General features: G+C 45.7%; 9 protein-coding genes. 5 read left to right on the top strand and 4 right to left on the bottom strand.

The features are described 5' to 3' along the window. Window positions 1-87: 87 nt before the first annotated feature. Entirely contained in the window at window positions 88-264 is a 177-nt protein-coding gene (locus CW735_RS19725; RefSeq protein ID WP_198033598.1) for a hypothetical protein, read from the bottom strand. Next, window positions 264-1550, bottom strand: coding sequence for an FAD-dependent monooxygenase (locus CW735_RS06990; RefSeq protein ID WP_071979339.1), 1287 nt, complete (start codon window positions 1548-1550; stop codon window positions 264-266). The genes CW735_RS19725 and CW735_RS06990 overlap by 1 nt, the downstream gene beginning before the upstream one ends. A 326-nt stretch (window positions 1551-1876) precedes the next feature. Between CW735_RS06990 and miaB the strand changes: the two genes are divergently transcribed. The 5 genes from miaB (at window position 1877) to lnt (ending at window position 7567) form a co-directional block, all read left to right on the top strand. Next, on the top strand, window positions 1877-3310 hold the full coding sequence (miaB, locus tag CW735_RS06985; RefSeq protein ID WP_071979340.1) for a tRNA (N6-isopentenyl adenosine(37)-C2)-methylthiotransferase MiaB: 1434 nt from the start codon (window positions 1877-1879) through the stop codon (window positions 3308-3310). A gap of 99 nt (window positions 3311-3409) precedes the next feature. Next, complete coding sequence (locus tag CW735_RS06980) at window positions 3410-4507, top strand: PhoH family protein (RefSeq protein ID WP_071979341.1); 1098 nt, start codon at window positions 3410-3412, stop codon at window positions 4505-4507. Continuing rightward, window positions 4504-4983 (top strand): rRNA maturation RNase YbeY, encoded by a 480-nt coding sequence (gene ybeY / locus CW735_RS06975; RefSeq protein ID WP_071979342.1) that lies wholly within the window; start codon window positions 4504-4506, stop codon window positions 4981-4983. Before CW735_RS06980 ends, ybeY begins: the two co-directional genes overlap by 4 nt. Before the next feature lie 141 nt (window positions 4984-5124). Beyond that, the gene (corC, locus tag CW735_RS06970) at window positions 5125-5982 is read left to right on the top strand and encodes a CNNM family magnesium/cobalt transport protein CorC (RefSeq protein ID WP_071981207.1); all 858 of its coding nucleotides are present in this window, start codon (window positions 5125-5127) and stop codon (window positions 5980-5982) included. A 79-nt stretch (window positions 5983-6061) separates the two neighbouring features. After that, window positions 6062-7567, top strand: coding sequence for an apolipoprotein N-acyltransferase (gene lnt, locus CW735_RS06965; RefSeq protein ID WP_071979343.1), 1506 nt, complete (start codon window positions 6062-6064; stop codon window positions 7565-7567). Between the two features lie 21 nt (window positions 7568-7588). On the opposite strand, the gene CW735_RS06960 is transcribed toward lnt, so the two are convergent. Both CW735_RS06960 and cphA read right to left on the bottom strand, forming a co-directional pair. Then, the gene (locus CW735_RS06960) at window positions 7589-9337 is read right to left on the bottom strand and encodes a Mur ligase family protein (RefSeq protein WP_198520997.1); all 1749 of its coding nucleotides are present in this window, start codon (window positions 9335-9337) and stop codon (window positions 7589-7591) included. Then, the gene (gene cphA / locus CW735_RS06955; RefSeq protein WP_100971425.1) at window positions 9338-12166 is read right to left on the bottom strand and encodes a cyanophycin synthetase; all 2829 of its coding nucleotides are present in this window, start codon (window positions 12164-12166) and stop codon (window positions 9338-9340) included. It lies immediately after the preceding gene. Between the last annotated feature and the right edge of the window lies 1 nt (window position 12167).

The raw sequence follows: 12167 nt of genomic DNA, 5'->3' as shown, positions 1-12167 counted from the left end.
GAGCGTGGTATGCGCGATGCAGCCTTGTATCGCGCAGCTTCGTATCGCGCAGCCTTGTATGTGAAGAGAGACTAGTGCAAAAGCTTGTTAAGAAAACGCCAGCCTGATCAACTGTGCAACAAGTAGTAAGCCCATTAGCGGCCAAATCCACTTGGCCCATTTTGCCGCGTCTTCGTTACTAATACGCATTTTCGAGCGCTCTAGCAGCGGCACAACGATTACCAGTGCACCAAACAGCACTGCGAGTAAAATAAGCACTTCCATCAACGCATCCCTATAGCATATTTGAGTACTTCTTTCTTAATAGGCCCAGCATGCTCGGCTACAGAAAGAAGCTGATTTCTTATCCATTTAATGGGGGCTATATCGTTACTAAACAAGCTGTAAAACCCGTCCATTGCCGACATCATTAATAAATTGTCTTTTCTACGGGGTTTTTCAAAGTCATTTTTCAGCTGCCGGCGAAAAGCCATAGACGTTAAATCCGGCTTGCTAGCTGTTACCTCTAATAATGCCTGTACGTCGCGAAAACCAATATTTACACCCTGCCCCGCCAGAGGGTTAATAGTGTGAGCCGCATCACCTACTAGTATGCACTGCCCTCTCACATACTCGCTTGCATGCATGCGCGTTAGCGGGAACACTGCTTTATCGATTACGGAAAAGTCATTGTCATTTTTTGTCAGCTCTTCAGGAAAGGCAGCCAGAATTTCATTTTTCAGCTGTGTGTTACTTAGCCCTTTTAGTCGTTTGAGCTCTTCAGGCGAGTTGTACCACACCAATGATGCATACTCATCAAACATAGGTAGAAAAGCTTTTGGCCCTGTTGGCGTAAACTGCTGCCAAGTAATCGCTTCCGTTTGCTTAGTCATTTTTACCGTAATGCCCATGGCCTGCTGAGCATATTGCCAACCAGTTGTGCCAATACCTGCGGTTTTTCTCACCTGGGATTGCGCGCCGTCTGCCCCCACAAGCCATTTCGCCTCAATTTTTTTGTTTGACGACAAGGTCAGTGTTACAGAGCCCTCAGCGATAGCTTTGCAAGAGCCCTCAGCGGAATTGCTACAAGAGCCCTCAGCGGTAGTGCTAAAAGAACCCTCAGCAGTGTTTGTAAAAGCCTCCTCGGCGGTATTATTCGCCAACGTGATTTCTTTTACCTCGTCGTTGCTTATAACCGTAACATTTTCATGCAGTGCCAAAGCCTGATGACAGCCCAGTTGTAACAAGCGATTTTCAACAAAATATCCCAGTTGAGGAACATCAATACTTTTAGCGGTAAAGTCGGTTCTGTGTTTGGGGTCATCCCACACGCTAAGGCCCGCGTAGGGCTTTACGCGCATCTTTTCTATAAAGTGCCAAGCACCGAGAGCTTTTAATAGTGTTACCGACGCTTCACTAATGGCAGAAACACGAAGGTCTGGCCCATCGTTTTTAAAAAAATCTTTTGGAGCAAATGGCTCTATTACTACTACGCTATAGTGTTGCTGCGCTAGTCCTAACGCCAACGCTGCGCCCACCATACCGCCGCCATTAATGCAAAAGTGGTACATTGTTACTCCATGATTAAATGCATATTTTTCTGTGACCAGAATATAAAATACCGGTGATTAACACAAATTAAGTAGAAATCATGGATTAGCCCAGCACTTGCGGCTTCAACATCGAGTCATTACTTAAATTTCTTTAATTCCTTAAATTAACCGGTAATCGTCTTATTACGCTGGGAATATAGGTGCATAACAGGTAAAATGTGCGGCTATTTTGAACATCTTCAACGTAACTGTGTTGTGTGGGTGGCATCGCGTTTTTATGCTCGCGACATTCATTTACTCCACCAACCACTTACCAGAACTTAACAGGTTAACGAATAGTTGTTATGACTAAAAAGCTGTATATCAAAACCTGGGGCTGCCAAATGAACGAGTACGACTCGGAGAAAATGGCAGACTTACTAGACTCAACACACGGCTTCACCGCGGCTGAAACTGCTGAAGACGCTGATATTATTTTGCTGAACACGTGTTCTATTCGCGAAAAGGCTCAGGAAAAAGTATTTCATCAGCTCGGCCGATGGAAAAACCTGAAGCAAGACAAGCCAGAACTCATTATCGGCGTAGGTGGCTGTGTAGCATCTCAAGAGGGTGACACCATTCGTCAGCGTGCGCCATTTGTCGATTTAGTATTTGGCCCTCAAACTTTGCACCGCTTGCCTGAAATGATTAACGAACTGCAAGGTGGCGCCAAGTCGGTTATGGATATCAGTTTCCCTGAAATTGAGAAGTTCGACCGCTTGCCCGAGCCTCGCGCTGAAGGTCCTACCGCGTTTGTATCTATTATGGAAGGCTGCTCGAAGTACTGTACCTTCTGCGTAGTACCTTACACCCGCGGTGAAGAAGTAAGCCGCCCGGTAGATGATGTACTACTTGAAATTGCACAGCTTGCTGGTCAAGGCGTGCGTGAAGTAAATCTGCTTGGACAGAACGTGAATGCATATCGTGGCGATCACTACGACGGTACCGTTTGTCGTTTCTCAGAGTTATTAGAGCTGGTTGCAGCCATTGATGGTATAGACAGAATTCGTTACACCACTTCTCACCCTGTTGAGTTTACTGACGATATTATTGATGCCTACGAGAGTATTCCAGAGCTTGTCGACCACCTTCACCTTCCGGTGCAAAGTGGTTCAGATCGTATACTCAACCTCATGAAACGAGGCCATACAGCGCTAGAATACAAATCGAAGATGCGTAAGCTGAAAAAGATTCGCCCTAACATCAGTTTGTCGAGCGACTTTATCATTGGTTTCCCAGGCGAGACGGATGCTGATTTCGAAGCTACCATGGATTTGATCCAGGCCGTCGACTACGACCTAAGCTTCAGCTTTATTTACAGCGCGCGACCTGGTACGCCAGCGGCTGACGCCGTTGATGACGTTAGCGAAGAGACCAAAAAACAACGTCTTCGCCTTTTACAGCAACGCATTACACAGCAGGCATTGCGTATTGCACGCCACATGGTAGGCACTGAGCAACGTATTTTGGTAGAAGGCCCATCGAAGAAAAACCCAATGGAGCTTTCTGGTCGTACTGAAAACAACCGCGTTGTTAATTTCGAAGGCACGCCAGACATGATTGGCGAATTTGTTGATGTAAACATCGTTGACGTTTTCACTAACTCATTGCGCGGCGAAGTTGTTCGCAGAGAGAGTGAAATGGGCTTGCGTGTAGCCGTATCGCCCCAATCTATTATGGCAAAGCATCAGGCAGAAACCCCTAACGAGTTAGGTGTTGGCCAGTTCACGCCGGCCTAACAGAACGTTAGGCCTAGGCAATTAATGAAAAGACTATTGAGATAAACGTTTTTAATATTGAAACATTCTTAAAAAGCGTAAAGCGAGGAAATTAGAAGTTTGAGTACATTGGTAAGTAATGAATTTGAGTTAGAACCGGCAGATAGTAAGCGTTTGTCGAGTTTATGTGGCCCGTTTGATGACAATATCAAGCAAATTGAGCGCAGGTTGGGTGTTGAAATAACATACCGAAATAGCGCATTTAAGGTGCTTGGAGAGCCACAGCAAACCAATAGCGCTACCGAATTACTCAAGCTTCTTTACGTTGAAACCCAACCTGTTAAAGGTCGTATTCCTGACCTAGACGCTGAGCAGGTTCACCTTGCAATTCAAGAAGCCCGCGTTATAGAGAAAGATGAAAACGGTGGCTACGGTAAAGAAGTTAATATTAAAACGAAACGTGGTGTTATTAAGCCGCGAAACCCAAACCAAGCGCAATATGTGGCTAACATTATAAACCACGATATTACCTTTGGTATTGGCCCAGCCGGAACAGGGAAAACGTACCTTGCTGTAGCCGCTGCGGTAGACGCTTTAGAACGACAAGAAATAAGACGTATTCTTCTCACTCGCCCAGCTGTTGAGGCTGGTGAAAAGCTCGGTTTTTTACCAGGTGATTTATCGCAAAAGGTAGACCCCTACCTGCGCCCGCTTTACGATGCACTGTTTGAAATGCTGGGCTTTGAAAAAGTTGAGAAGCTTATGGAGCGCGCGGTTATTGAGGTAGCTCCCCTAGCCTATATGCGTGGTAGAACGCTTAACGATGCATTTATTATCTTAGATGAAAGCCAAAACACCACGGTAGAACAAATGAAAATGTTCTTGACCCGTATTGGCTTCAATTCGAAAGCGGTAATTACCGGCGATATTACACAGGTAGATTTACCACGCGGCGCAAAGTCGGGCCTGCGCCACGCCATCGAAGTGTTAAGTGACGTAGACGATATCTCGTTTAATTTCTTTAATGCCGACGATGTAGTGCGTCACCCCGTAGTTGCGCGAATTGTTCGCGCTTATGAAGAGCACGACGCCGAGCAAGAGCGCATTCGCAAGCAAAAGAAAGAAGAAGCACTTCGCCTTCAACAAGCAGAAGCCGCTTCTGCCGCAAGTGGTGCTAATGACGTAAGCAGCGTAAACGCGAACACGAGCAACTCGTGACAGCAATTATCGACTACCAGAACGCGTATGAAGGCGAAAACAGCGACGAGGAGATAGCTAACGCTATCCCTCCGCTCGATAGCTTTAGTGTATGGGCTAATGCAGTTTTATCCTCAGAGAATCTTCACGACCAAGAAATTACTATTCGTTTAACCGACGAAATAGAAAGTCAGCAACTCAACAACGATTACCGCGGTAAAAATAAGCCTACTAACGTACTCTCTTTTCCTTTCGAGGCACCACCGGGAATTGAAATGAACTTACTCGGCGATTTGGTGATATGTGCGCCGGTAATTAGCCGAGAAGCCGAGGAGCAGAAAAAGCTCACGACGCATCATTATGCTCATATGACGATACACGGCATATTGCATTTACTTGGTTATGACCATATATCCGATAAAGAAGCGGACGAGATGGAAGGAAAGGAGATTGAAATTCTCTCCTCCTTAAATATTGCGAATCCTTACGAAGCTTGATTTTCAATGTTCTTGGTTTTAAAACGTTAGTTTACCCAAGAGTATGAAAATTCTGCGATTTATAATTTAAAACAATAAAGCATTGACGACGTGTAAGAAGCATTTTAACGTTGGTGTTGAATAAACAATAAAATGGATATTATGAGCGACGACAACCCCCACTCTACCAACGGCTCATCAGGCAAGAGTTGGTTAGATAAACTAAAAAATTCGATTTCTGGCGAGCCGAAAAATAGACAAGAATTGGTAGCAGTTATTACCGATGCTGAGCAAAATGAGATAATTGACCCGCAAACCCGTGAAATGATTGAAGGGGTTATTGGGGTTAACGAAATGCGTGTAAGAGATATCATGATCCCTCGCGCTCAAATGTCCACCATCGATGTCGAACAAAAAGTGGAAGAGTTTCTTCCCATTATGCTCGAGTCCGCTCACTCTCGTTTTCCAGTGATCAGCGAAGATAAAGACCATATTGAAGGGATTTTACTCGCTAAAGATCTTCTTTCTTTTGCTTTCAATACCGAAAAACACTTCAACCTTCGCGACATACTGCGCCCTGCCGTTATTGTTCCTGAAAGCAAGCGTGTAGATGTACTGCTTAAAGAATTTAGGCAGCAGCGTTACCACATGGCTATTGTGGTAGACGAATACGGTGGCGTGTCTGGTCTTGTTACTATTGAAGATATCCTAGAAATTATCGTTGGTGAAATTGAAGACGAATTCGATATTGAAGAAGACGGCACCGACGATATTCGCCCGCTTAACAAGTCGACTTACTCGGTAAAAGCACTAACACCGGTTGACGATTTTAACGAATTTTTTGAAACCAGCTTTAGTGAAGAAGAAGCCGATACCATTGGCGGCATTGTGCTTAAAGCCTTTGGGCATATGCCTGAAACTGGTGAAGAAGTTACAATTAGCGATATTCACTTCAAAGTGACTAACTCTGATAAACGTCGCTTGATACAGCTAAAAATATCGGTGCCTTCTCTCGAGTAGCCGTAGTTAACCACCAGCTCGCTATCGAATAATTTAAATATGGAGCCAACGTGCCCTAGGCACATTGGCTAAAAACACCATGCTAAAACGCTTTACTCCCTATTTGCTGCTTATTGCAAGCGGCCTCAGCTTAACGCTAGCCTTTGCGCCTTTTTCAATGTGGGCGCTTACCATTCCAGCGCTAGCTATTGCTATACGCCAGCTAATTAAACTTAAACACAAGCCGTTTTTGGCGGGCTGGTTGTTTGGTATGGGCTGGTTTGGCGCAGGCGTTAGCTGGGTGCATGTGAGTATTGCCGATTTTGGCGGTCTTCCATTAATTGCATCAATTGGCTTAATGGCACTGCTTTGCGGCTATTTGGCGTTATATCCAGCCCTCGCTTTTAAACTTACGGCTAAATATTTTAAGCCTCAGCTTTGGCCTTTAGCGCTACCACTATTCTGGGTGCTTGCCGAATGGCTGCGCAGTTGGATGTTATCTGGCTTTCCGTGGCTTTCTTTAGGTTATAGCCAAATTAATGGTCCGTTAGCAGGCTTCGCACCTATTATCGGTGAAACAGGGTTAACCGCGCTCATTGTTATCAGTGCGGCCTCACTAGCTATAATTAATAGCAAACGCACATTTTTATCTGCTTCGGCAATTACAGCAAGTCTTCTCATTTGTGGCGCGTTGCTATATCAGCATACTTGGGTAAGCCCCTCAAAAACCTACTCTGTATCTATGGTTCAGGGAAACATTCCACAAAGTCTTCGTTGGGTACCGGAACAAGACGCCGCGACCATGCAAACCTACCTAGAACTTACAGAAACAGTATGGGGTAGCAATTTAATTATTTGGCCAGAAGCTGCGGTGCCAAAGCTCGAGCCATTAGCACAACCTTACTTGTCGCAATTAAACGAGAGAGCGTTTAAAGAAAATACGGCGCTCATCACGGGTATTGTAAACTTCAATTGGGAAACCGATGAGGCATGGAACAACCTTATTGTTGTTGGCAAGAAAACGCCAGACGCGACTTACCCCAACTACCAATATTTTCATAATAACCGTTTTTCAAAACATCACTTATTGCCCGTTGGTGAATTTGTGCCGTTTGAATCACTATTGCGCCCCCTCGCTCCTATTTTCGATTTGCCAATGTCTTCGTTCTCTAGGGGAGATTTTCAGCAACAGAACTTAGAGGCGAATGGAATTAAGCTTGCACCGGCTATTTGCTTTGAAATTGCATTTCCAAGACAAGTTACAGCAAACGTTAATGGTGACACCGATATGATAATTACCGTGAGTAACGACGCCTGGTTTGGCAAATCTCACGGCCCTGCTCAGCATCTTCAAATAGCACAAATGCGAGCCTTAGAATTAGGCCGCCCGGTACTGCGGGCGACTAATAATGGTATTACTGCGTTTATTGATCACAAAGGGCGTATTGATGCCAGGCTTCCACAATTTGAATCTGCAAATATCAGCGCCCCTGTTATAGCGACCAAAGGCTTTACGCCCTACTACCACCTGCAAGATTACGGCGTGTGGCTATTTGTATTAGTGCTCTTTATCTGTGCTTGGCGTTTGAAAAAAGCGGCTGACTAATAAACCTGTTCGGTTTGGTGGCTACTTTATTGACTCAATAAAAGCGCGGATTTCCTCTCGCTCAGTTAAGGCGAATAGCAAAACCAAGTCGCCTTCATTTACCTCTTTCAACGCCGTCTGCGTGCCAGCTAAGGGACTACTTGCCCGTTGTATCTGAGAAGCTTGTACACCGCTTGCGAGTAAATGATGCTCAACAATGTCCGATATTTCGCCCGGCTCGCGGCCTCTTAAATACTTCTCTAGTTCGGTGAGAATGTAAGTATTAGGTTGCAAGGTAACAATGGCATCGGCGACACGTTTGATATCCTCGTTAGACCTGTCACCAGCATGGCCAAACAACACTTTTATTTCGCCATAATCATTTTTTTGCTTTAAACCTGAGGACATTTTTATCACAGCCTGCATGCTATGAGGATTATGGGCAAAATCCACAATAATAGTAGCGCCTTTGCGCTTGTATATATTGGTTCTACCGGGGTTATCCGACGCATTACTTTCGAAATCAAATAAGCCCTGAGTTACTGCCTTACTGCTTATTCCCATCGATTTACACTGCCCCACCACGCCAAGGGCGTTTTCGAGGTTGTGCAAGGCCGTGCCGTTTACGGTCATGGGTATACGATCAATTTGAGCAATAGCGTGTGATATTTTTCCGTCGAAATAAATGATCTGATTGTCTTTCGCATAAACACATGGGCAACTCGCAGCTAATGCCTCTACTATTTGCTGATTGTCTGCATACTTGCTGAACCAACAAACAGAATCAGGGTTTGCGTTGCTATGTACAAACTTTACCAAGCGCGAGTCGTCCGCATTTAACACTAGGGTGTCGCCTTGATGAATGGCTTTACTCACCATGAGCTTTACGTGCGCAATGTCATCTACCGTATTAATACCGTACTGACCTAAATGGTCGCTGGCAACGTTGGTTACTAGCGCAGCATTGGCATGATAAACCGGTAGCCCCCTGCGCAATAGACCACCTCGAGCTACTTCTAAGAACGCTATTTCAGTGCGGTTGTCTCTCAATAGCATTCTCGCTCCACCGGGCCCCGAATAGTCGCCCTCGTCTATAATATCATCGCCTACCTTTATAAAATCGGTAGAGGTAACGCCCGAATTGAGGTTTGCGGCCTTGGCAATTTGAGCAGCCAATCTAACACTTGTCGATTTGCCGTTGGTGCCGGTGATGAGCGCCAAGGGAATATCACTGAACTGTTGCCAATCTATTGTTGAGGGATCCGGAATAGCGTCTATGGGCCAAGTTTGCGCACTTACGCCAGCGCCTAGGCTAACCTCATCATCATCTACCAAGCAGCGTACTTTGTTATTTTCAGCCGCTTGAACAAAAGCAATGAGAGCGGGGTTCCTTTCTTCTATAATAGCGGTTCGCAGTTCATCTACCCTGCTAGTAAAATTGGCAAGAGGCAAAGTATCTGACTGAACAGCATAAAGCTTACTAAAATCGAGAACACAGCATTCCCATGCGAGTTCAAGTATGTCACAAGCACTGTATAAGAGGTCGATGGGAGCGCTCATCGATAAACTCGCTCCCCCGTCGTAATAACGAACAAAGGTTTTTTCATGCCATTCAAGCTGATGTTGAATGGCCTGTAGGTGACCTTGTAAACAGTCTATTACCTTTTGGCCGTTAATCCCCTCTATCAACACATCGATGATAGCGCCAGTATGATTAGATAAAAGATTCGGCCCCGTCAGGCGCCGTACCTCATCTAAATCTAGTCGAATTGCGTTGTGCTGCTGGTCCATTTAATCTGACTCTTCATCGCGGTCTACAACAATGTGGACGCCACGTTCGTCGTTTACTATGCGCTGGCCTTCCTGCAATTCAAACTTGTTTTCAATAACTTCGAATAGCTTTTCAGGGTAGTCCTGTGATGGAGTTAAATTGCTTTGCGATTCCGGCGTATCTGCCACACCGTCGTCATTAAAGTGCACTATCTGCTTCCAGCAACGGGTGATATTGTCGCCAAGAATCATGAGTAAGTCGCCAGCGTGGCAAGACGATAAAGCCGCATCAATACTTTCTTCCTCGCTAGGAATAACGAGAATGTCTTTTTCATCCACGCCTTCTTCCATAAGGGTTTTCTTCAGCAACTGTGGCAATTCATCGTAACCGCGCCCGCGTCTATCGTCATCGGCTTTGCAAACAAAAGTGTCGAAGGTAGAAGCTACAGATTTAGCCGATTCAATAATATCCTCATCACGGCGATCGCCAGGCATAGCAATAACCAAACGGCGTTTGCCCTTAACGTCTAATCGAGCCGCCAAGTCTGAAATAGTCTTAATGGCTGCTGGGTTGTGTGCATAATCAAGAATAACTTTAAACGGGTGTTCGTCGAATATGTTCAATCTGCCTGGCGCTTGGTAGAAGGACGTATTAAATATGCGTAGGCCCTGTCTGATATTCTCTAAGCTAGTATCGAAACTGTACGCTATTGCGGTAGCAAACATGGCGTTTTGAACGTTATGTAGAGCTTTGCCCTCAATGGTAGCCGGGACTAAGTGTGTCCAAAGTAAGGGGATATGCGCCCCTTTATCATAAATGGTGATCATGTCGCCGTTAATGCCTTTCTCAAGCACTACAGCCATGCCACCACGTCGAATATGTTCACGCACTAAGCCGTGTCCTGGGTCCATGGTAACGTAGCAAATTTGTTTGGCACTACAAAACTCAGCCATTTGCAGACAGTGGATGTCGTCGGCGTTTAGCACAACACAGTCTTGCGCTACTTCTACCACAACCCGCTTTATTTGGGCGAGTTGCTCTAGCGTATTAATTCCACGCTGCCCTAAATGGTCTGCAGTGATATTTAAACATGCACCTACGTTACAGGTTTGATAACCAAGGCCACGCTTAACTATGCCGCCACGCGCGGTCTCCATAATGGCAAAGTCGACGCTCGGGTCGCGCAATACAATTTGTGCTGACGTGGGTCCGGTCATATCACCTTTAACAGTAAGGTGTCCGTCGATATAAACACCATCGGTCGACGTCATACCGGTTGTATGACCCGCGGCTTTCATAATACTGGCCAGCATACGGGAAGTGGTGGTTTTACCATTTGTACCGGTAATTGCCGCTACCGGAATACGAGAGTCTTTGCCGGTTGGGAACAGCATGTCCATTACCTTGCCCGCCACATCACGAGGCTGACCTTCACTGGGTGCTACATGCATGCGAAAACCAGGTGCAGCATTACATTCACAAATACCGCCGCCAATTTCTTTATAGGAACGGCTAATATCTTCGGTTAAGAAGTCTACGCCGCCAATATCAAGACCAATGGCTCTTATGGCGCGTATTGCCATATCTCGGTTATCTGGATGCACAATATCGGTAACGTCAATGGCGGTTCCGCCCGTTGACAGGTTAGCTGTTGAGCGCAAAAAGAAGGTTTCTCCCTCTGGAAGTACTGTGTCTTCGGTATATTCCGCTTCCTCCAGTAACCGCATTGCTTGGTTATCTAGCTCAAGTCGAGTAAGTACTTTTTCGTGCCCTACTCCACGGCGAGGGTCGAGGTTTACGATGTCGACCAACTCTGAAATAGTATGCTTGCCATCGCCTACTACGTGTCCGGGCACGCGCTTGGCAACAGCGACTAATTCGTTGTTCACCACCAGCATGCGGTGATCGTAACCCGTTAGATAACTCTCTACTAACACAGCGCGACTTGTGCCGTGTTGCTGCGCTTCACTAAACGCCACCTGTACTTCTTCGTCGGAGGTTAGGTTAATACTCACTCCACGACCGTGATTGGCGTTTAATGGTTTTAAAACGACGGGAAAACCAATACGCCTTGCGGCTTTTATTGCTTGTCGCTCGTTATAAACCATTAACTGTTGAGGTACAGGTAAGCCTAAATCATTAAGAAGGTTGTGGGTGTCTTCCTTATCGCAGGAAATCTCAACGGCGATATGCTTAGTTTCACTGGTGATAGTGGCCTGAATACGCTGCTGATGCTTTCCGTGGCCAAACTGAACTAAACTGTAGTTATTCAGGCGAAGCCATGGGATATCCCGGCTTTCAGCAGCTGCGACCAAAGAAGCGGTACTTGGACCAAACTCCTTGCGCTGCGCCATTTTGATAAAGGCCGTTAATTCATCGTTAAAGTCGAAATCGTCTTCTATTTCTGCATTTATTGCCTTTTGAACTTCCCTTGGCATTAGGTGCTTTAACAGTTTTAACCCTAGTGCTCCGGCTTCTATCCCCACATCGCGCTGATGGTATTGATAGACAACATAGTAACAGCCTTCATTTTCTAAACTGCGGGTACGACCAAAAGACACTGCGGAACCGGCTAAGTTTTGAAGCTCTATAGCAACATGTTCCCAGATATGGCCAATCCAAGTTCCTTCGTCTTCATTGAGACGACGCAGGAAGCCTCCTTTTTCGCCGTAAGAGCAGCCGTGCTCTTGCAAACTAGGTATTGCCGCCACTAGCCCATCAATAAACTCTCGACCAAGTTTTACCGACGGCCATTTTTCCAACTCACCAATATCTATTTGATAACAAATAACCGGGAAATTAGCGTAAACATTAGGACCAACATACACATTTTGACTTAAAATTTTCATT

Origin of the sequence: Alteromonas sp. MB-3u-76 (genome assembly GCF_002831605.1) — a bacterium.
In the GTDB taxonomy this organism is placed as follows: domain Bacteria; phylum Pseudomonadota; class Gammaproteobacteria; order Enterobacterales; family Alteromonadaceae; genus Alteromonas; species Alteromonas hispanica.
This window is presented reverse-complemented; position numbering and strand designations above follow the sequence as displayed.